Source organism: Salinivibrio sp. AR640 (assembly GCF_001995405.1).
Classification (GTDB): Bacteria; Pseudomonadota; Gammaproteobacteria; order Enterobacterales; family Vibrionaceae; genus Salinivibrio; species Salinivibrio costicola.
In genome coordinates this window covers 41,500-63,233 of sequence record NZ_MUFD01000016.1, presented here as the reverse complement: position 1 = coordinate 63,233, position 21,734 = coordinate 41,500, and the positions used below count along the sequence as shown (strand labels likewise).

The 21,734-nt window shown below is 49.4% G+C and carries 22 protein-coding genes; 5 read left to right on the top strand and 17 right to left on the bottom strand.

The features are described from left to right. Positions 1–14 precede the first annotated feature (14 nt). The 15 genes from rnhB to rpsB all read right to left on the bottom strand — a co-directional run bounded on the left by rnhB (position 15) and on the right by rpsB (position 14,529). Complete coding sequence (rnhB, locus tag BZG75_RS09595; RefSeq protein WP_077576827.1) at positions 15–614, bottom strand: ribonuclease HII; 600 nt, start codon at positions 612–614, stop codon at positions 15–17. Continuing rightward, a complete protein-coding gene (gene lpxB / locus BZG75_RS09590; RefSeq protein WP_077576826.1) occupies positions 607–1,761 on the bottom strand; it encodes a lipid-A-disaccharide synthase in 1,155 nt (384 codons plus the stop codon). Before lpxB ends, rnhB begins: the two co-directional genes overlap by 8 nt. Continuing rightward, entirely contained in the window at positions 1,761–2,549 is a 789-nt protein-coding gene (gene lpxA / locus BZG75_RS09585; protein ID WP_021021992.1) for an acyl-ACP--UDP-N-acetylglucosamine O-acyltransferase, read from the bottom strand. The genes lpxB and lpxA overlap by 1 nt, the downstream gene beginning before the upstream one ends. Positions 2,550–2,551: 2 nt before the next feature. Next, the gene (fabZ, locus tag BZG75_RS09580) at positions 2,552–3,004 is read right to left on the bottom strand and encodes a 3-hydroxyacyl-ACP dehydratase FabZ (RefSeq protein WP_077576836.1); all 453 of its coding nucleotides are present in this window, start codon (positions 3,002–3,004) and stop codon (positions 2,552–2,554) included. Positions 3,005–3,088: 84 nt separating this feature from the next. Next, a complete protein-coding gene (gene lpxD, locus BZG75_RS09575; RefSeq protein ID WP_077459730.1) occupies positions 3,089–4,114 on the bottom strand; it encodes a UDP-3-O-(3-hydroxymyristoyl)glucosamine N-acyltransferase in 1,026 nt (341 codons plus the stop codon). A 14-nt stretch (positions 4,115–4,128) separates the two neighbouring features. Beyond that, positions 4,129–4,638, bottom strand: coding sequence for an OmpH family outer membrane protein (locus tag BZG75_RS09570; protein ID WP_021021995.1), 510 nt, complete (start codon positions 4,636–4,638; stop codon positions 4,129–4,131). 20 nt (positions 4,639–4,658) lie between these two features. Then, positions 4,659–7,088, bottom strand: coding sequence for an outer membrane protein assembly factor BamA (bamA, locus tag BZG75_RS09565; RefSeq protein ID WP_077459731.1), 2,430 nt, complete (start codon positions 7,086–7,088; stop codon positions 4,659–4,661). Between the two features lie 33 nt (positions 7,089–7,121). Next, positions 7,122–8,477: a sigma E protease regulator RseP gene (rseP, locus tag BZG75_RS09560; RefSeq protein WP_021021997.1), complete on the bottom strand. Its 1,356-nt coding sequence runs from the start codon at positions 8,475–8,477 to the stop codon at positions 7,122–7,124. After that, positions 8,474–9,670 (bottom strand): 1-deoxy-D-xylulose-5-phosphate reductoisomerase, encoded by a 1,197-nt coding sequence (gene ispC / locus BZG75_RS09555; protein ID WP_077576825.1) that lies wholly within the window; start codon positions 9,668–9,670, stop codon positions 8,474–8,476. Before ispC ends, rseP begins: the two co-directional genes overlap by 4 nt. Before the next feature lie 18 nt (positions 9,671–9,688). Next, positions 9,689–10,540, bottom strand: a complete 852-nt coding sequence (locus BZG75_RS09550; RefSeq protein ID WP_077576824.1) for a phosphatidate cytidylyltransferase — start codon at positions 10,538–10,540, stop codon at positions 9,689–9,691. Between the two features lie 15 nt (positions 10,541–10,555). Beyond that, entirely contained in the window at positions 10,556–11,326 is a 771-nt protein-coding gene (locus BZG75_RS09545; RefSeq protein WP_021022000.1) for an isoprenyl transferase, read from the bottom strand. Positions 11,327–11,401: 75 nt separating this feature from the next. Beyond that, a complete protein-coding gene (frr, locus tag BZG75_RS09540) occupies positions 11,402–11,959 on the bottom strand; it encodes a ribosome recycling factor (protein WP_021022001.1) in 558 nt (185 codons plus the stop codon). Between the two features lie 53 nt (positions 11,960–12,012). After that, a complete protein-coding gene (gene pyrH, locus BZG75_RS09535) occupies positions 12,013–12,741 on the bottom strand; it encodes a UMP kinase (RefSeq protein WP_021022002.1) in 729 nt (242 codons plus the stop codon). An 83-nt stretch (positions 12,742–12,824) separates the two neighbouring features. Further along, positions 12,825–13,667, bottom strand: a complete 843-nt coding sequence (tsf, locus tag BZG75_RS09530; RefSeq protein WP_021022003.1) for a translation elongation factor Ts — start codon at positions 13,665–13,667, stop codon at positions 12,825–12,827. A gap of 133 nt (positions 13,668–13,800) precedes the next feature. Continuing rightward, the gene (gene rpsB, locus BZG75_RS09525) at positions 13,801–14,529 is read right to left on the bottom strand and encodes a 30S ribosomal protein S2 (RefSeq protein ID WP_021022004.1); all 729 of its coding nucleotides are present in this window, start codon (positions 14,527–14,529) and stop codon (positions 13,801–13,803) included. Between the two features lie 462 nt (positions 14,530–14,991). On the opposite strand from rpsB, the gene map reads away from it, so the two are divergent. The 3 genes from map to BZG75_RS09510 are packed head-to-tail and all read left to right on the top strand — an operon-like array spanning position 14,992 to position 18,896. Then, a complete protein-coding gene (gene map / locus BZG75_RS09520; RefSeq protein WP_021022005.1) occupies positions 14,992–15,786 on the top strand; it encodes a type I methionyl aminopeptidase in 795 nt (264 codons plus the stop codon). Between the two features lie 53 nt (positions 15,787–15,839). Beyond that, on the top strand, positions 15,840–18,458 hold the full coding sequence (glnD, locus tag BZG75_RS09515; RefSeq protein ID WP_077576823.1) for a bifunctional uridylyltransferase/uridylyl-removing protein GlnD: 2,619 nt from the start codon (positions 15,840–15,842) through the stop codon (positions 18,456–18,458). A gap of 60 nt (positions 18,459–18,518) precedes the next feature. Further along, positions 18,519–18,896, top strand: a complete 378-nt coding sequence (locus BZG75_RS09510) for a DUF3461 family protein (protein ID WP_021022007.1) — start codon at positions 18,519–18,521, stop codon at positions 18,894–18,896. Positions 18,897–18,930: 34 nt separating this feature from the next. Here the strand turns inward: BZG75_RS09510 and truC are convergent, their stop codons facing one another. Together truC and BZG75_RS09500 are read right to left on the bottom strand one after the other, a co-directional pair. Then, entirely contained in the window at positions 18,931–19,668 is a 738-nt protein-coding gene (truC, locus tag BZG75_RS09505) for a tRNA pseudouridine(65) synthase TruC (RefSeq protein ID WP_175993541.1), read from the bottom strand. An 8-nt stretch (positions 19,669–19,676) separates the two neighbouring features. Then, the gene (locus BZG75_RS09500) at positions 19,677–19,997 is read right to left on the bottom strand and encodes a YqcC family protein (RefSeq protein ID WP_077576821.1); all 321 of its coding nucleotides are present in this window, start codon (positions 19,995–19,997) and stop codon (positions 19,677–19,679) included. A gap of 140 nt (positions 19,998–20,137) precedes the next feature. Between BZG75_RS09500 and BZG75_RS09495 the strand changes: the two genes are divergently transcribed. Both BZG75_RS09495 and BZG75_RS09490 read left to right on the top strand, forming a co-directional pair. Continuing rightward, positions 20,138–21,190 (top strand): DUF3549 family protein, encoded by a 1,053-nt coding sequence (locus BZG75_RS09495; RefSeq protein WP_077576820.1) that lies wholly within the window; start codon positions 20,138–20,140, stop codon positions 21,188–21,190. Beyond that, a complete protein-coding gene (locus tag BZG75_RS09490) occupies positions 21,180–21,494 on the top strand; it encodes a DUF3301 domain-containing protein (RefSeq protein ID WP_021022011.1) in 315 nt (104 codons plus the stop codon). The genes BZG75_RS09495 and BZG75_RS09490 overlap by 11 nt, the downstream gene beginning before the upstream one ends. Positions 21,495–21,734 lie beyond the last annotated feature (240 nt).

Sequence of the window (21,734 nt, the reverse complement as noted above, 5' to 3'; positions counted from 1 at the left end):
ATAAATAGCGCGCACTAGTCGATACCGAGCGCGCGTTTAACCGGCTTAAAGCTCTTACGATGCATCGGTAAGGCACCGTGCTCAGCTAAAGCGGCCATATGAACTTTGGTCGGATACCCTTTATGTTGGGCAAATCCGTAGCCTGGATACGCGACATCCAGCAACGCCATTTCATGATCGCGATCGACCTTGGCTAAAATTGAGGCGGCACTGATTTCCGCCACGCGTAAGTCACCTTTCACAACGGCTTGCGCCGGCATCGGTAAGTCAGGTACGCGATTACCGTCAATCAGCGCATAATCTGGAGTAACCGACAGCCCATTCACCGCACGCTGCATCGCTAGCATCGTGGCGTGTAATATATTGAGTGCATCAATTTCATCAGGCTCAGCACGTCCAACAGACCATGAAAGCGCTTTTTGCTTGATCTGATCATACAGCGCAAGCCGCTTTTTCTCGCTCAATTTCTTTGAATCGGTTAATCCAACAATCGGCTGATTGGGATCTAAAATCACCGCCGCTGTCACCACCGCGCCGACAAGCGGGCCTCGCCCGACCTCATCAACACCAGCAATCACGTTGGCGTCCGGGTATACAAAAGGTTGTTCAGTCATGGTGACCCAATAGTGTTAATACTGCCTTGGCGGCGGAGGCATCCGCATTTTGACGAATGGTTTGATGCAACGCAGTAAAGGTGGACAACAGTGCTTGATTATCGCTATCAAGCTGATCACTAACGGCCTTCGCTAACGCCTCTGGCTGACAGTCTTCCTGTAGCAGTTCAGGCACCAGTGGCGCGTCTGCTAAAATATTCGGCAACGAGACATACTGGGTCTTAAGCAAACGCTTTGCCAGCCATGCTGTCAGTGGTTTCACGCGGTAGCCTACCACCATAGGACGCTTGAGTAACATGCATTCAAGCGCGACGGTTCCCGACGCCAGCAACACAGAATCGGCCGCACTAATAACCTGGCGCGCTGTATCGTCAACCAAGGTAAACGAAAGCTCTGGGGCAATAGCCTGCCAAGCTTGCTCAAACTGTTCGCGACGTGCCGAGTTAACCAAAGCAACCACAAAGCCAAGTTCCGGATAACGTGCCGCAAGCTGTTGGCAGGCTTGTATGAACGGCGGGGCTAACATCGCCATCTCACTGCCGCGACTTCCCGGAAGGACCGCTAACCAACGTTTATTGAGGTCAAGCCCCAGGGTTTGCTGTGCCGCCGTTTTATCCACTTGCATCGGAATGCTATCCGCCATGGTGTGACCGACAAAGGCACACGGCACGTCGAACTTGTCGTAAAACGCTTTTTCAAAGGGCAGAAACGCTAAGACAAGATCCGTGGCGGCCGCAATTTTAAAGATCCGCTTTTGCCGCCACGCCCACACTGACGGGCTGACGTAATGGACGGTTTTTATTCCGGTTTTTTTTAATGATGCTTCAAGACGTAAGTTAAAGTCCGGCGCATCAATACCAATAAAGACATCAGGCGGATGAACAGTAAAGTGCTTCACCAGCGCGGCCTTCACATTCAATAAACGCGGCAGTCGACCCAAGACCTCAACCAGCCCCATCACGGACAGCTCTTCCATATCAAACAGGCTCTGGCAGCCTTGCGCTATCATTCGTGGGCCGCCAATGCCGACAAATTCAATATTCGGGTGCTGGACGCGCAGTGCCTTGATGAGGCCTTCACCTAAAACATCGCCGGAGATTTCTCCGGCGACGATTCCAACCCGTAATGGACGCTCACTCGGTAACATTAACGAATAACGCCTCGCGTTGAGCGTGCAAAAAAGTCAACAAACAACGCCAATGCAGGTTCGTCTTCTGCTTGCGCCGCGAGCTCTTTTTTCACTTCTTCTAACGTTTTACCGGCGCGATACATGTTTTTATACACCGCACGAATGGCCCGAATAGCGGACTTGTCGAAGCCACGGCGTTTGAGACCCTCCACATTGATCCCAAACGGTGCGCAGTGATTGCCTTGAGCCATCACATACGGTGGCACGTCTTGAACCACAATGGATCCGCCACCGAGCATGGCATGACTACCAATGACGCAGAACTGGTGAATAGCTGACATCCCGCCCACTATCGCATAGTCATCGACATGGACGTGTCCTGCCAAGGTCGCATTGTTGGCAAAAATACAATGATTCCCCACCACACAATCATGGGCGACGTGGGCATTAATCATAAACAGGTTGTCGCTGCCAACTTTGGTTTCGCCTTTATCTTGCACCGTGCCGCGGTGCATGGTCACGCTTTCCCGAATGGTATTGCGATCACCAATTTCCAATGTTGTTGGCTCACCAGCATATTTAAGATCTTGGCATGCTTCACCAATGGAGGCGAACTGATAGATTCTATTATCACAACCAATACGCGTAGGCCCTTTGATCACCACATGGGTCATCACTTCGGTCCCTGCACCGATCTCTACACCCTTCCCCACATAAGAAAAGGCGCCAATTTTTACGTTTTCCCCCAGAACTACACCGTCTTCGACAACGGCAGCGGGATGGATATAGGCAGTTTCGTGGATCACAATTAGATCTCTCTTCTTGCGCACTTTAATTGAGCCGAGCAGACAACATCACCATCGACTTTTGCGACGCCAGTAAAGGCCGCAATACCTCGGCGCTCTTTAATAAATTCTACCTCGAGAACCAGTTGGTCGCCTGGCGAGACTGGGCGGCGGAATTTAGCATTATCAATGCTTGCAAAATAGTATAGCTCGTTGTCTTTCGGCTTACCGAAGGTCTTAAACGCGAGCAAGCCTGTCGCTTGCGCCATCGCCTCTAGGATCAGTACGCCTGGGAACACCGGCAGCTGCGGAAAATGCCCGGTGAACTGAGGCTCATTAGCCGTAATATTTTTAATCGCGTGAAGGTATTGCCCTTCTTCAAAATCGGTAACACGATCAATCAACAAAAAAGGATAGCGGTGTGGTAACAGCTCTTTGATTTCATTGATATATAGAACTTTGTTTTCGCGAGTCAAGGTAGTATTCCCGTTCAAATCCAATACTGACTTCATTAACGCAAAACGGCCCGCGTTACTAAGGCGGGCCTGCTATTCTCGGCGTTAATCTTGTTTGTCGAGCTGATGTTCCAGCTCTTTAAGTCGCTTGTGCATCTCGTCAATTTTGAGCACACGCGCGGCTGTTTTCCGCCACTCGCGGTTGGGCTGTAACGGAATACCGGACGAATACATGCCCGGCTCAGTGATTGGCCGCATTACCATCGCCATTCCTGTGATGGTCACGTTATCTGTGATTTCCATATGGCCATTAAACACGCTGGCGCCACCGATAATGCAGTGTTTGCCTACTTTGAGGCTGCCTGCCATTACCGTTGCACCCGCGATTGCCGTGTTCTCACCAATCGAGACATTATGCGCAATCTGGCACTGATTGTCGATAATCACGCCATCAGCAATCTCGGTATCATCCAACGCCCCACGGTCGATAGTGGTACAGGCACCTATTTCGACTCGGTTACCAATCACAACCCGGCCAAGCTGAGGGATTTTAATCCATTTGCCTTTGTCATTGGCGTAGCCAAACCCATCTGCGCCGATCACTGTTCCTGCTTGAACCAAACAATCTTGACCGATAACGACATGATGATAGACGCTAACATTGGCCCACAGTTTTGTCCGCGCGCCGAGTTTTGCGCCCTTACCAATAAAGCAACCTGCGCCAATTTGAACGTTGTCACCAATTAACGCCCCAGATTCAATCACCGCATTAGGACCAATGGCGACACCTTCACCTAGGATGGCATCATTTGCAACGACCGCTGACGACGCAATATCGGTGGCGCAGGCAGGGGTCGTATCTAAAATTTGTGCGACCTTCGCGTAGGCTAAATAGGGGTCTGCCACCACCAAGGCATTGCCATGGCAATAGGCAAGATCGCCTTCTTTAAGCATCACCGCGCTAGCACGACACAGTGCAAGACCCTTCCGATATTTCGGACTCGATAAGAAGGTGATTTGCCCTTCTCCCGCTGAATTCATCCCTGCAAGCGAGGTTATCGTTACAGCGCCGTCTCCGTGGAGCTGTGCATCCAGTTTTTCCGCTAATTCAGCGAGAGTAATTGAAACCATGGGCTCCTCGACGGTTAGTTAACTGCGTTAATCACTTTTTCAGACAAATCATCACTTGGGTTCGCATACAAAACGGCATTGGCATCAATCACGATGTCATAGCCCTCTTGCTCTGCCACTTTATCGACGGCTTTTTTCAGCTTTTGCACCAGCTTAGACTCTTCTTGGCCGCCGCGCTTGCGCTGATCTTCCTGCAAGGCTTTTACTTTGAGTTTATAGTCAGACTCCATCGACTGAAGCTCGCGTTGTAGCTTCACGCGCTCGTCTTCGCTCATCAACTCACCATTACGTTTAAGTTTTTCCACGCCTTTTGAGAGCTTTTCTTTCAAACGTTCAATCTCTGCGACGCGATCTTTAAATTCACCACGCAATTTTTCATTGAGGTTATTTTTTTGCGCCAGCTGCGACATCACAGCGCCGGTTGATACGTAGCCCACTTTCTGTGCAGCATCAGCCGCTGATGCGTACATGGACGTGGTCAATACCGCGACACTCAGTCCCGCTGCTTTCAAAAATGATTTCACAATAGTCTCCTTTCTGATCATCAGAATGTGCGCCCGATCGTGAAGGTAAAGAACTCTTCATCGTCGCCAGGCTGGCTAGTTATAGGTTTTGCGATGGAAAACACCAAAGGTGCCATCGGTGACATCCACTGCAGTGCCACACCGTAAGCGGCACTGACATTGGATGGATCTGAGTAGTCTTTTGTACCTGGGGGATAGCCCATATCGACCAGTTCTTGGCGATCAAACTCAGTGTCCCACACAGAGGCGGCATCAATAAAGACGCTGGTACGGATTTGCTCGCGTGCTTCATCTGAAGCAAATGGCGTCGGTACAATCAGCTCAACACTGGCAAGCGCCATGGCGTTACCACCAACCGCATCACTTGAACCGTAAGACCCTTCGGATTGTTCAATGTCCCCGTCCGGCTGCTCAGAGCCATCTGCTTCATAAATAGCTTTAGGGCCTACCGAGTTCGAGCGGAAGCCACGCAGAGATGAGAAGCCACCGGCATAATAGTTTTCATAAAACGGCAGCATATGGTCTTGGCCGTTGGTTTGACCATAGCCGTTACCATACGCGAGACGACCACGCGTTAAGAGCGTAAATTCATGCTCTTGTGTCAGCGGCATATACTGGCGAATATCGTACTGCATTTTAAAATACTGAACGTCGGACCCCGGCACTGTCATGCGATAAGAGGCTCGCTGATAATTACCGGCGGTTGGAAAGTAGCCACGGTTGAGATTATTGCGCGTCCATGAGACGGACATATCAAAATCATCAACTTCGAGTCCACCATTGCTCGTTAAGTGATCATTATGGCGTTCAAGAAACTTATCGATTTGGTAGTATTTACCAATATTTTCAATTTTGTTGTGGGTATACCCTAGCGAGAAATCGACTGAATTCAACTCATCGGTCCAAAAACCCCACGTCAGGCTTGTCCCGTAACTCTCGTTGGTATACTCAACAATATTGGCATCGCGCGCTTCAAACTCGTTGTAAAATACCTTACCACCCAGACTGACACCATCGAGGGTAAAGTAAGGGTCTCGGTACTCCAACGTTAGGTTTTTACGATAATCATTGACCATGGCATTAATACCAAAGCGATTACCGGTACCGGCAAAGTTATCTTGCTGCAAACCGAGCTGTAAACTGGCGCCAGACTCGGTACCGTAACCGACACCAAAGTTAATGCTACCGGAGTTGGCTTCTTTGACTTTATAGTTAACATCGACTTGATCGTCCGTTCCCGGCACGCGTTGTGTATCCACTTCCACGTTTTGGAAAAAGCCGGTACGACTCAACCGCTCTTTCCCCCGAGTGACCGCTTTGGAGTTTAGCCAGGTTCCTTCCAGCTGTCGCATTTCGCGGCGTAACACTTCATCTTTAGACGTGGTATTCCCGGAAAAGCGGATATTGCGCACGTAGATACGCTTACCCGGCTCGACATTCACGGTCAGTGAGACTTGTTGGTTGTCATCGTCAAAAGTCGGCATGGTATTGACTTTGGGGTAGGCAAAGCCGGTTTCACCAAGATGGCGCTTAATGGCCTCTTCGAGTGCAGTCACCTTATCGCCATTGTAGGTATCACCACGGGTAAAGCTAACCAATGAACGGTAAGTGTCTTCGTTTTGCGGATCGCCACGAAAGTTGACATCAGCAATCTCATACGGCTTGCCTTCATTCACATTCAGAGTGATGTAAACACCCTTTTTATCTGGCGAAATAGCCACCTGGGTCGATTCAACGCGAAACTTTAAATACCCACGATTGAGATAAAAATTACGCAGTTTTTCCAGATCGCCAGCAAGCACCTGCTTTTGATACTTTTCGTTGGCTAAGAAATTCCACCACGGCACATCGGCACGCAAATCGAAGCTATCGCGTAATGCGTCATCACTGAAGACGTCGTTCCCCACGAAATTGATCTGCTCAATCTTGGCCGAGACGCCCTCAGTAAATACAAACTTCAAATCCGCGCGATTTCGCGGCAAAGGCGTAACAACGGCTTTTACCGACGCACTGTATTTACCCACACTGTAATAAAAGTCTTCTAAGCCTTTCTCAATATTACTAAGCTTTGTCCGATCAAGCGCCTCACCGACACGCAGCCCGGAAGACGTGAGGTTTTCTTGTAACTGCTCTTTTTTAATTGCTTTGTTGCCTGAGAACGAAATGCTCGCAATAGTAGGACGCTCCACGACTTTAACCAGCAAGGTTTCATCATCGCGATAGACGCGCACATCCTCGAAATTACCCGAGGCAAACAGTGCATTTATCACATCTGCCACATCCTCGTCGTCGACGTTGTCACCCACACGGACCGGCATCGATAGCAATGCAGCCCCTAAGCTGACGCGCTGTAGGCCTTCAAAGCGGATATCGCTTACCTCGAATGTGTCAGCATGCGCCATACTGCTGCTGACTAAAAGAGACGCTATTAATAGTTTTTTCATCGCCATGTGCTATCTGACTTATCCTTGAATACTAACCGTTTAAAGTCGGGCGAAGTCGTTAAACAATGCCACTGCCATCACCATCATCAACACGGCAGCGCCGATACGATACCCAAAGTCCTGTACACGCTCGGAAACCGGTTTTCGTGTCACAGCCTCAATCCCAAAGAACAGCAAATGGCCGCCATCTAATACGGGCAGAGGAAGTAAATTGATAATGCCTAGGTTCACACTGATCAGTGCCATGAACCCTAAAAATGAGATCAATCCGATCTCTGCTGTCATGCCCGCGCCTTTCGCGATCGATATAGGACCACTTAAGTTGTTCACACCCACATCACCGGTGATCAGTTTTTTTATCATATTGACGGTCATGCTGATCACTTGGCCCGTTTTATTGACCGCTTCTGGTATCGCCGCTAACGGCCCATATTGTTGCGTGAAACGGTATGATTCAGGCCATGCTGCCATTTGAGGAGCAATCCCCGCATACCCTGTCATTTGACCTTCAACGTCACGCGCATCCGGGGTGAGTGTCAAATTTTGCGTTTCCCCATCGCGGACGATTGTCAGCGACAAGCTTTGATTGGGACTTCGTTTGATCACCGCAACGAGCGCTTGCCATGATGCCAACTCAGTGTCATCCACGGCAACGATCTTATCACCTTGCTCGAGTCCAGCTTGCGCTGCCGCGCTCTGTTCAACCACTTGTGCGACCGACAATGTGATCGCGGGTCGATAAGGCGTGATGCCAAGCGTCGTCAAAGGCGATTGTTTTTCTGGATCAAACTGCCATTGCGTGAGATCTAGGGTGTAATCGCGTTGATAAGTTTGCGCCGGACTCTGTTTCGCAGTGAGGGTCATGCTCTCATCACCAATATGCCCGATCAACGCAAAATTAACCGCTTGCCAATCAGCGGTTTCGACGCCGGAAACTTGGGTTAGTTCCATTCCTGATTCGATTCCGGCTTCAGCAGCAATCGAATTGGGGGATATTTCGCCGATCACAGGTTTGACAGCAGGAACACCGATCATCATCACCAGCCAATACGCAAAGGCGGCAAAGATAAAGTTAGCGATAGGGCCGGCGGCGACAATGGCGCTACGTTGCCACAGGGGTTGGTTGTTAAATGCGCGGTGCTTGTCTGCGTCAGGAACGGCCTCAATACGCTCATCCAACATTTTGACGTAGCCACCGAGCGGGATCGCAGCAATCACGTATTCGGTATTGTCTTTGCCGTACCAGCGCCATAATGCGCGACCAAAACCAATTGAAAAACGCTCAACCTTTACACCACAGCGACGAGCGACCCAAAAGTGACCGTATTCGTGAATTGCAACCAGTATGCCAAGCGCGACAATAAACGCCGCCGCGTTCCAAAGAAAATCGCTCATTTTTTCACCTTAGTAATCTGCTCATTGGCAGCCATGCGAGCTATTCTATCCAGCTCAAATAAGCAATCCAAGCTTGTTGGCGTGGGAAGCGATGATTGGGTCAATACCTGCTCATTGATGCGAGCAATATCCATAAAGCTGATCTTTCCGGCAAGAAACGCGGCGACAGCTTGCTCATTGGCGGCATTGAGCGTGGTGGTTGCTGCTTGCCCCTGCTCACAGGCTGCGATCGCGAGCGAAAGACAAGGATAACGACACGCATCCGGTGCCATAAAAGTAAATTCGCCAATTTGAGTGAAATCAAGAGGCGCTACCGACGCTTGAACGCGATCAGGATATCCCATTGCATGAGCAATCGGCGTACACATATCGGGCGTACCCAATTGCGCGAGCACCGAGCCATCACACATCTGTACCATGGAGTGGATCACTGACTGCGGGTGGATCACCACGTCCAGTTGATGAGGCTGGGCGTTGAATAACCATCGCGCCTCAATGTATTCCAAACCTTTATTCATCATGGTTGCTGAATCGACCGAGATTTTTGGCCCCATCGACCAATTAGGATGTGCGATGGCCTCTTCAACACTGACGGTCGCTAAGCTTTGTGGGTCACGATAGCGAAATGGTCCACCCGAGCCTGTTAGCAAAATTTTATTGACGCCGGCCGATTGCAAATCACAGCGTCCAGGCTGTTGCTGCACGGATTGCGGCAAGCATTGAAAGATCGCATTGTGTTCACTGTCGATGGGCAGCAGCTCAGCGCCGTATTGATAAACAGCATCAATAAAAAACTGCCCAGACATTACCAAGGCTTCTTTATTGGCAAGCAGCACCCGTTTGCCCGCTTTAACCGCCGCCATTGTTGAAGACAGCCCGGCCGCGCCAACAACTGCCGCCATCACCATATCCACTTCAGGTAATGCCGCAAGGTGACATAAACTGTCCTCGCCAGCGAGTACTTCGGTGCCGATCCCTCTTTCACGCAACGCATGACGCAACTGTTGCGCTGACGTGCGATTGGCCATCGCGGCGTAAGCAGGTTGCCAATCGACACATAACGCAATCATTTTCTCGACATTGGTATRTGCAGCCAATGCCGTGACTTCAAACTTTTCAGGGTTGGCTGCAACCACTTTTAAGGTACTGGAGCCAATAGAACCTGTGGCGCCTAATACGGTGATTCTTTGCATGTCGAAGACTCGTTTCACTTAATTCGCAAATGCGAAGTACAACACGGTAAACACTGGGAACGCTGCCGTTAAGCTATCAATGCGATCAAGAATGCCCCCATGACCTGGAAGCAAATTACCACTGTCTTTCACCCCAGCGACGCGTTTAAACATACTCTCCGCTAAGTCACCCAACACGGACGCCAAGGCAGTCACCACAGTGACAGCCAAGAACACGCCAACATTGGCGAAATGGATGTTTAACAGATGCGTCCCTAACCAGGTCACTGCCACTGCCGCAGTGAGCCCACCCAATAATCCTTCGAGGGTTTTATTCGGGCTGACTGCAGGGGCCATTTTATGTTTACCGAACTTTTTCCCGGCAAAATAGGCACCACTATCTGCGCACCATACGAGGACAAAAACCAGCAGCACTAACTTGGCGCCATAAAAAGAGGAGAACTGGTAGTCTGTTGCACGCAACAGCAAGACACTCCACATAAACGGTAACAGGGTAACGAGACCAAAGAGTAAGCGTAGTAACTTGCTGTGGGTCCAATACGCCCCTGAGCGAGGGTATGTGAGCACTAACACGGTTGCGAATAGCCACCAAGCCGCGCCGGTTGCCGCCAGTGCGAAAGGTGGCAGTGTGACATGCCCAAGCGCCATGGCACTAAAAGGAATACTAAAGAGCGAAAGCGCCAGCGCTGCAGCAGGGAGAATAAAGGTAAAAAGACGCGAAGACGCCGAGACAAACTGCGTCCATTCCCAAAGTCCAATTAAAGTGACAGCCGCTATCGCTGCAACAAATGCAGGAAACGGTAAGTAAAAGACTCCAGCGACCACTAAGGGGACTAACAAGGCCGCGGTTAAAACACGTTGTTTGAGCAAACTGATTCCTCGTGGTTACTTATCCGTTGTTATCATGGCTTTAATTTGCTCGCCGGTGCAGCCAAAACGTCGTTCACGATTGACATACCAAGCCACGGCATCATACAAACTTTGTTCGTTGAAATCAGGCCAATATTGCTCGGTAAAACATAACTCTGCATAGGCAGCTTGCCATAAAATAAAGTTACTAATGCGGCATTCGCCGCTGGTGCGGATCATTAAATCGACATCCGGTAAATCTGCCAACATTAAATGACGCGCAATATCCTGCTCCCCAATATCATTGGGTTGTAAGTGACCGGCGACAACCTGTTCAGCGACACGACGTGTTGCCTGGGTAATATCCCATTGCCCACCGTAATTCGCCGCAATATTGAGTACCAAACGATCATTATTTGCCGTTAGCGCTTGGGCTTCGGCAATTTTCGTTTGCAAAGAGGGGCTGAATCGAGAGGTGTCACCAATGATGCGTAATTGCACACCATGGCTGTCGAGCCGTTTAGCTTCACGCGATAGCACATTGATAAATAGCTCCATCAATACGCTGACTTCGTCTTCTGGACGACGCCAGTTTTCACTACTAAACGCAAATAAAGTTAGCGCTTTCACACCAAGCTCAGACGCCGCCTTGACGGTCTTGCGTACCGCTTTGACGCCCGCTTTATGCCCGAACACACGGGCTTTTCCGCGAGCCTTGGCCCAGCGTCCATTGCCATCCATGATAATGGCGATGTGTTGCGGTAAAGCGGCAGATTCGAGCTGCGCATCAAGAGACTGGGAACTCATGTTTCTCCTTGGCAAATAAAAAGCGCTGTACTGCACGCACAGCGCTTTAGCATTGGCGGTAAAGTCTAATGAGATTTAGACTTCCATCAACTCTTTTTCTTTTGCATCAAGAAGTGCATCAACATTCTTAACCGCTTCATCAGTCAACTTTTGAATGTCATCTTGCGCACGGTGCTCGTCGTCTTCTGAAATTTCTTTGTCTTTTAATAGGGCCTTGAGATCACTATTGGCATCACGACGGATGTTACGTACTGCAACACGCGCATTTTCACCTTCAGAACGAACAACTTTCACCATGTCTTTACGGCGATCTTCGGTCAGTGGTGGCAAAGGCACACGGATCACGGTACCTGCTGAGGCTGGGTTCAAGCCTAGGTCAGAGGTCATGATCGCCTTTTCAACCGCTTGGGTTACTTGCTTGTCATACACGCTAATCGCCAAGGTACGCGAATCTTCAGCAACAATAGACGCAAGTTGGTTTAAAGGCGTTTGCGCGCCGTAATACTCAACGGTAAGGCCTTCTAGTAGGCTTGGATGTGCACGCCCAGTGCGCAGTTTACCTAACGTGTGCTTAAGCGCTTCTACACTTTTTTCCATACGCGCTTTGGCGTCGTCTTTTATGTCATTAATCACGGGAATATCCTTGCGATTGAATTAATTTGTAAGATTATGCCACCAATATTGGCTTAGCTGTTAGTGATCAAGGTGCCTTCTGCTTCACCCATCACGACACGGCGTAACGCACCTGGCTTATTCATGTTAAATACACGAAGAGGCAGTTTATGGTCGCGTGCAAGTGTAAATGCGGCCAAATCCATCACTTTCAACTCTTTTTCTAACACATCTTGATATGTCAGCGAGTCATAAAGTGTTGCATCTGGGTTTTTGGTTGGATCATCACTGTATACACCGTCGACTTTGGTCGCTTTAATCACCACATCGGATTCAATTTCAATACCGCGTAAACAGGCAGCCGAGTCGGTAGTAAAGAAAGGGTTACCGGTCCCAGCAGAGAAAATCACCACGCGACCATTACGAAGTTGGCTGATGGCTTCAGCCCAGTTATAGCTGTCACATACACCGTTTAGAGGAATCGCTGACATCACTCGTGCGTTCACATAGGCACGATGAAGTGCGTCACGCATCGCCAACCCGTTCATCACGGTGGCTAACATACCCATGTGATCGCCCACAACACGGTTCATTCCCGCCTCAGCAAGACCCGCACCACGGAATAAATTCCCGCCACCGATGACCAATCCTACCTGAACACCCAGCTCGACCAGTTCTTTTATTTCTTGCGCCATACGATCAAGCACGGTGGGATCGATACCGAATCCATCTTTGCCCTGCAGGGCTTCACCGCTCAGTTTAAGTAAAATTCGTTGATATGCAGGCTTAGGATTTGTAGTCATTTCACTACCTTTCTATTAGGCACTAATTAGGGAAGAAGGTTATGGAAGACCGCGGCGAGCACCGCGGTCTGAGTCAGCAAGAATTAGCTTTGTTGTACAGCAGCAACTTCTGCAGCAAAGTCTACTTCTTCTTTCTCGATGCCTTCACCCACTTCAAAACGGATGAAGTTAGTCACTTCGGCACCTTTTTCTTTCAGCATTTGACCCACAGTTTGTGCTGGATCCATCACGAATGCTTGACCTGTCAGAGAAATTTCACCGGTGAATTTCTTCATACGGCCAACAACCATTTTCTCTGCGATATCAGCTGGCTTGCCTGATTCCATTGCGATATCAACTTGAATTTTCTTCTCTTTTTCAACAACGTCAGCAGGCACATCTTCAGGGTTCACGTAGTCAGGCTTAGACGCGGCAATGTGCATAGCAACGTGCTTGATGGTTTCTTCGTCAGCTTTCGCAGCAACAACCACACCGATGCGATCGCCGTGACGGTAAGAACCGACTTTCTCGCCTTCGATGAATGAAACACGGCGGATATCCATGTTTTCACCGATTTTTGCAACAAGCTCAGCACGCTGCTGTTCGAATTTTTCTTTCAGCGCGTCGATTGCTAGGCCTTCAGCCAGTGCTGTTTCTGCCACTTGGTTAGCAAATGCAGCGAAATTCGCGTCTTTAGCAACAAAGTCAGTTTCACAGTTAATTTCAACGATCGCAGCTTTGCCGTCGTTTTCTTTAACTAGGATGACACCTTCAGCAGCAACACGGCCAGCTTTCTTCGCTGCTTTTGCCGCGCCGCTCTTACGCATGTTTTCGATTGCAACTTCGATGTCAGCGTTCGCTTCAACCAGTGCTTTTTTACATTCCATCATGCCAGCGCCAGTGCGCTCGCGCAGTTCTTTAACCAGGGCAGCGGTAACAGTTGCCATTGTTCAATCCTCGATTCGAAACTATTTTGGGTAAAAAACAGGGGCCCGATATCGGCCCCTGCTAACCATACTTAGCTTACAGCATGAAAGATGACACGCTGATGGCTAAGAACGCTCACAAGGAGCTGTCGTCTTACTCAGCGACTTCAACCAGCTCGTCTTCTGCTTGCGTGACGATGTCTTGGCTACGGCCTTCTTTGTAAGCGTCAGACGCTGCGTTCAGGTACAGTTGGATAGCGCGAATTGCGTCATCGTTACCTGGAATTACGTGATCAACGCCGTCAGGGTTAGAGTTAGTATCTACCACTGCAAAGACTGGGATGCCCAGATTATTCGCTTCTTTAATGGCAATGTGCTCGTGATCTGCATCGATAACGAACATTGCATCAGGTAGGCCGTTCATGTTCTTGATACCACCCAGTGATTTGTCGAGTTTTTCCATCTCACGGGTGTACATCAGCGCTTCTTTTTTGGTCAGCTTTTCAAACGTACCGTCACTCGCTTGAGTTTCTAGATCTTTTAGACGTTTGATAGATGTGCGAACGGTTTTCCAGTTGGTCAGCATGCCGCCCAACCAACGGTTACTTACATAAAACTGCTCGCAGTTTTCTGCTGCCGTTTTTACCGCTTCGCTTGCTGCGCGCTTAGTACCAACAAACAGAACTTTACCTTTACGCTCACCGATTTTTGACAGTTCAGCCAGTGACTCGTTGAACATTGGTACGGTTTTTTCAAGGTTGATGATGTGCACTTTGTTACGTGAACCAAAAATGAACGGCTTCATTTTTGGGTTCCAGAAACGAGTTTGGTGACCGAAGTGTACACCCGCCTTGAGCATGTCGCGCATTGAAACAGTAGCCATGATAAATTCCTCTCGGGGTTAGGCCTCCACATATCCCATTTACCGACCCGTTAGTGGGCACCCCGGTCAATGTGTCGATATGTGTGTGATTTAAGATTAAAAATGATAATTGAACCCCATCAAACTGAAACCTAGCTCGGCTAGACCTAGCATAGCTAGATTGATCATAATGACGGTTTTCGGCGCGCTTTATATCACAAACACGTGGGTAAAATCCAGTTAAATTGCGCGCGCAATCCGCCTAAACCTATACGATGACCGCGCGGAATGCTTCTCTTTCTGTTTCTTCCATGGACATGGCTTGGTACCATATAGTCACTATTAGACAGTTGCTAATCCTGCACCGCTGAGACAAGCGTAGCAGGGCGTCAGTGGCTGTGCTTAATGATACAAAACGTGACTTGAATCATGCTCTCGTTTTAACATTATCATTGAGCATCCCGAATAAAGAGAGAAAGCAAAATGACAATCCCGATTAAAACAGAAGAAGAAATTGAAAAAATGCGCGTAGCCGGTCGGCTCGCTGCTGACGTGCTCGTGATGCTTGGCGAGCATGTTAAGCCTGGGGTCACCACCCGTGAGCTAGACGACATCGCTCACCAGTATATGACTGACGTACAAGGCACCATTCCTGCCACATTGGACTATCACGGTTTTCCTAAATCCATGTGCACATCAATCAATCATGTCGTTTGTCATGGTATACCTTGTGATGAAGACGTGCTCCAAGAAGGCGACATCGTCAATATTGATGTCACCGTGATCAAAGATGGCTACCATGGCGATACCTCAAAGATGTTTTTAGTCGGGGAAGTGTCTCTCGAAGACAAACGTCTTTGCCGTGTCACGCAAGAAAGCCTGTATCACGCGATCAAAAAGGTAAAACCAGGTGCGACTGTTGGTGATTTAGGAACAGCGATCCAAAAGTTCATCAAGAGCAGCAACACGCGCTACTCCATCGTCAAAGAGTACTGTGGGCATGGTATTGGCGCGAGCTTCCATGAAGATCCACAAGTGGTGCACTACAAAAACAACGACCGTACCATTCTTAAACCTGGCATGTGTTTTACTATTGAGCCTATGATTAACGCAGGGAAGTATGGGACCGTACTGGATGAGGACGATGATTGGACGGTCTATACCATCGATGGTAAAAAGTCGGCGCAATGGGAGCACACGCTGCTGGTGACCGATACAGGGGTTGAGGTGTTAACGTTACGAGAGGAAGAAAGTCTCCCACGTTACATCAACCACTAATCTAGAAATAAGAGCCGGTTTCGTTCCGGCTTTTTTTTGCGCAAAGGATCGCCATGACAGACACGGTAATTACGCCACAACATTTGGGGGATGATCAACTCGACCCCATCACGCTAAAGGCACAGTTCCAACAGCTACTTGAACAGCAAAAGCAAGATTTCCTTGCCAATGTTCCCGTTGCCGAGTTGGTTTATCAGCGTACCGATTATATGGATGCCCTTCTGGCTAGGTTATGGCATCACTTTGGTTTTGATCAAAGCCCTCTTGCACTGGTCGCGGTGGGCGGCTATGGCCGGCGTGAATTACACCCTCTGTCTGATATTGATTTACTCCTACTTTGCCAAGCACCGCTAAATGCTTATCAGCAGCAAAGCCTCAGTGATCTACTCACTTTGTTGTGGGACTTGAAATTGGAAGTCGGCCACAGTGTCCGGACTGTCGAAGAGTGTATTGACGTTGGGCTGGATGATCTTACCGTCGCGACTAATTTACAAGAGTCGCGCCTTTTATGTGGCGATTCACAGTTGTTCGAGGCGCTCGAGGCCCGTGTGCACCATGATAGCTTTTGGCCCAGTGAACGCTTTTATCAAGCGAAAGTCGACGAGCAAAAAGCCCGACATCGCCGCTATCATGATACCGCTTATAAACTCGAGCCAGATTTAAAACTCAGCCCTGGCAGCTTACGCGATATTCATACCCTATCTTGGATTGCGCGCCGTCATTTTGGTGCCACCAGCTTAAGAGAAATGAGCGATTTTGGCTTTTTGACTGATGCTGAGTATCGTGAACTTAACGAATGCCAAAACGTGCTGTGGCGGATCCGTTTTGCCCTTCATCTTGAGCTGCGCCGCTACGACAACCGACTGACCTTCGCTCATCAAACCTCAGTGGCTGAACTCCTCGGCTACCGGGGCGACGGTAATCGTGCGGTCGAGACCATGATGAAAGATTTCTTTCGCACCCTCGGACGCGTGGGGGAGCTCAACAAGATGCTGCTGCAAATCTTTGATCAGGTGATCATCGATAATGGTCGGTCTGGAGAAGTCGACGTATTAAGTGATGACTTCCAACGCTGCGGACGGACTATTGAGGCACGCAAACCTGCTTTATTTCAAGCACGCCCTGAGACTATCTTAGATATGATGCTGCATATCGCCGACGACACCTCGATCGAGGCCATCGCCGCCCCCACTTTACGCCAACTGCGTACCGCTCGACGTCGACTTAACCACTTTTTGTGTCAGCAAGACGATGCAAGAGAAAAATTCATGGCACTCATACGCCACCCAAACGCTCTGCATAAAGCGTTTGGACTAATGCACCGCCACGGTGTCATGTCTGCGTACCTCCCACAGTGGAGTCAAATTGTCGGACAAATGCAGTTTGATTTGTTTCATGTCTATACGGTTGATGAACACACGATTCGTTTGCTCAAACATATGCGTTTGTTTGACGATGAAGCTAATCGTGAGCGCCACCCCATTTGTTGCGATGTATTTCCGCGTCTTGCACGAAGAGAGCTGTTGCTGGTTGCGGCTATTTTTCATGATATAGGCAAAGGCCGTGGAGGCGATCACAGTGAAATTGGCGCGATTGAATCCCATGATTTTTGTCTTGACCACGGTTTATCAAAGCCAGAAGCCAACATTGTCAGTTGGCTGGTACGTAACCACTTACTGATGTCTGTCACCGCCCAGCGTCGCGATATTTACGATCCCGATGTCATCACCGACTTTGCCAAAGAGGTCCGCGACGAGGAGCGGCTCGATTTGCTTCTCTGCCTGACCGTGGCAGACATTAATGCCACTAACCCAGACTTGTGGAATAGTTGGAAGCGTACCTTAATTGCTGAGCTTTATTATTCCACTCAAAAAGCCTTACGACGTGGGCTAGAAAACCCACCGGATGTCCGAGAACGGATCCGGCACAACAAACATCTCGCTGCTGCCATGTTACGCAAGCAGGGGCACAGTCCACGAGAAATTGAAGTATTATGGCAACGTTTTAAAGCGGATTATTTTCTTCGCCATACCCACAAGCAAATAGCTTGGCATAGTGAACATCTGCTCCACCACGCCGATGATAAGCCGCTGGTACTCGTCAGTAAAAAAGCGACCCGTGGCGGCACAGAAATATTCGTTTACTGCCAAGACAGGCCGAGCTTGTTCGCACGCGTCGTTGCCGCCCTAGATAAGAAAAACCTCAGTGTCCATGATGCCCAAGTCATGACCAGCAAAGATGGCCACGCACTCGATACCTTTATGGTGCTCGATCAAAACGACGATGCGATTTCTATCGATCGTCATCCTAGAATTATCGACGGGGTTGGGAAAGCACTCAACGAGACCGGCAAGATCACTATTCCCAAGCGTCGCTCACCGCAAAAGTTACAACATTTTTCGGTGAAAACGCAGGTATTGTTTCTCCCCACCAAAAACGGGCGACGTACACTCATGGAATTAGTCGCGCTCGATACGCCAGGGCTATTGGCACGCGTCGGTGCGGTTTTTGCTCGGCAAAATGTGAGTGTTCACGCGGCTAAAATCACCACCATCGGTGAGCGCGCAGAGGACTTTTTTATCGTCACAGATCTCGACAATCAAGCGCTCACTTCTGAACACCAAGCACAATTGAAAGCGGCGCTCGAGAAAGCCCTCTCGCAAGCCAAATAATACCAGGGAATCGCGCGGGTAAGACGCGCAACCATAACGATGTCTAACCATGAGGTGGCTATGTATCAACAGTTAAAGAATATCGGTGTTGAACACCCTGAAAAAATAGAGCGCTACTCGCTCCGTCAAGAAGCAAGCTACGATACGCTCAAAATCTATTTTAGTAAGCCAAAAGGCGATCTGTTTGCGCGGAGTATGAAATTTAAATATCCGCGGCAGCGTAAAAATGTGGTCGTCGACAGCGGTACAGGTCGCTCAAAAGAAGTAACAGAGATAAACCGGAGCCTCTCTTTGGTCATTGATGAGCTCGACCAGATCGTACAACACGAGCATACCGAGCAAGACGTGAAGCAAAAAGTGCTTACCGACCTACGTCACCTAGAAAAAGTGGTCGCCAGTAAGATTGCAGAAATCGAGGCCGAACTCGAAAAGCTGTAAGGGCGGCATGCGAGTACACCGCCCATAGCAAGGTCTAGTTATCGTATGATGACGCCGGCGCTTCCCAGCCCAACTGTTCAATAACATGCTGCCAGACTGTATCCAAAGGCGCATGAATAAAAACAGTCTTGCCACTAGCTGGGTGCGTTAGCGTCATCTCACTGGCGTGCAATAGCAGCTGATGACAATTAAATTGCTCTCTAAACACACGATTGTGGCGACCGTCTCCATGAGTGGTGTCACCAATGATCGGATGGCTTAAGTGGTGCATATGCCGCCGCAATTGATGCTTTCGTCCAGTATGAGGTTGCATCGCTACCAAGCTATAACGACTGGTCGCATAGCGTCCGGTTGCGATCGGCAGCTCAACTGTCGCCAATGGCTGATAGTCTGTCACCGCCGCTTTTGCTGTCGCCGGTTGGCTGGCGTGTTTATCCGCTATTTTGTCTTGTTCTTCCACCAGCGGGTAATCCAACTGGCCAGCATGGGAAATCCAGCCTCGAACAATGCCATGGTAAGCTTTTTTGACCTGCCCTTCAGCAAACTGCGGCATCATCTTAGAGGCCACTTCACTGGATAACGCAAACACCAAAACGCCCGACGTCGGCTTGTCCAGTCGGTGCAATGGATAGACATGCTGGCCAATTTGATCTCTCAAGGTTTGCATCACAAATCGGGTTTCCCCTTTGTCTAACCAAGAGCGGTGGACCAGCATCCCTGACGGTTTATTTACCACCACTAAATGCTCGTCACGGTATAAAATGTTCAGCAAAGTATCGGTCATTGATCAGAAAACAAGTTATCAATTCGAACAACGACAGCAACCACGTCACTATGGCCTGCCTGCTCTTTCATTGCTTCTTCCACGTACGGTGAGATTTCAAAGTTACGTGGCAAAGCTTGCTCTGTCTTGATAAGCGCTCGCATCTTAGGCACAAAAACCCATTGCAACCATTCGTGGCACGCCAGTGTATCGACAGCAAACGGTTCAGTGCTGGCTAGCCGCTCAGTTGACGGTGGCGTCGTCTGCCATAGCGCGTGATCGTTTAGCACTTGCTCTAATTCATCAAGGAGTTGTTCACATTGTTGGCGAAGAGTCATTGACAACCTCATCATTACTCGACCGATAAAGCGCGAAGCATAGCACGAACCGATTCAAGACGACATTAACAAGGCGAGCATTGCAGGGATAAAAACTGATATACTCGCGGCTAATTAAGCGATAACGAAGAGCGGATATCATGCAAACGGTTCACGCCCTCAGCGCCCTATTTGATCAAGCAGGTTGCCAATTCAGTGTCTATGATTTAGGCCGTCGAGTGTGCCGCCTGGAAGAGGCATCTTTTCGTGCCGTCGAGGCCAACCAACAACCTTACCCTTACCCATTACGTCAGCAAGCGCATATGGCCGTGGCTTTTTGGCCACAAGGTGGCACGCCTTGGGTATGGTTTTTAAAAATGCCTTTAGATGAGCGAGGGTTATTAAATCACACCGCAATGGGGGATTTCCTTCAGTATGTCAGCGCGGCGATGGGCGAGAGCCTGACCGCGACGCCAAACAAGGCACAGCGCGAGAAACTGGCCAACAATCCTTATACCTTTACCCCAACTGACGACAAGATGGCGATGTTTCACGCCTCACTGACCTATCAACTGGGTCACCCTGCCAGCCAGTACTATGACCATGCCCAGCATTACCTCAATGGCGAGCTCGGCTGGGATAACTGGCAAGGCGTTGGACTTCAGGGGCTAGCGGATACCTGCGTGCGTATGCAGGAGCAAAATAATGCAACTCGAGTTCGTAAAGCACTGAATAACATACCTAGCACACCACTATATGCGCTGTTAGGTTGTTTGGAGCATTGTGAAATTAACGCGAAATTAGCGGAAAGTTTACGCGAGATGTTTACTCAAATGTGCCAAAACCAAGATGTCGACTTGTTTTTGGTCAGTGCATTGCTTCGTGCTCATGCTGGGGCGCCTTCAGACACCGAGCACCAACTGATAGAAGCGGTGCTTGCAAGACCAGAGCTCCACCACCGAGAAATTTTTGTCGCTATTGCCGGTCGCTGCTGGCGTAGCTTAGCCAATGAATCCGTGCTTGACTGCTTTTTGATTTCCTTGGCAGACCACCAGGATGCAGCATTATTTCAGCAAATCTATACGGATTTGGTCATGTTACCACCGTTACGCGGTGCACTACTGACGCGGCTCCACGGTCATACATCACCCGCCCTAGCGCAGGCCATGGCTCGGATGCAACAGGCCGTGACACAAACATCGCATGATCACTGATCTATTGACCATCTTGCTAGTTGTCGTCATTGCCTTGCTATTTTGGCAACAGCGGCGGCAATCTGAGCAAGCTCACCAGCATATTCGTCAATACTGTCAACGAATGGAGTTGCAATTACTCTCGATCGCGCGCGGTCGCCACACCATGGTCAAAACGAAGGCTGGTTGGCGATGGGTAACGTACTATTGGTTTGAGTTTTCAGCGACGGGTAATGATCACTACACCGGTCAAGCACAGCTTTATGGACTAAGGCTGAAAGCGATTGATACGCCTGTTCATACGATGCCGGGGCAATCCGATTGATCGATGAGAAGATCGTCAATGCAAAGGCCCTCCCTAGTATAAAGACCTTAGGGCAAAGACCTGAGTACAGAGACCTGGGTGCACAAACATAGTCGCGCATCGTGATAAGCTGTACTAGATTATAAATATGATGCGCACGCTGAGGGTGTTTTTGCTAATGCGTGACAGGGAGTCACCGAGTGTCGGCCACCGAGTGTCGGCCAAAGCACTCAAAAAGGAAAGGGCGCAGCTTGCGCCGCG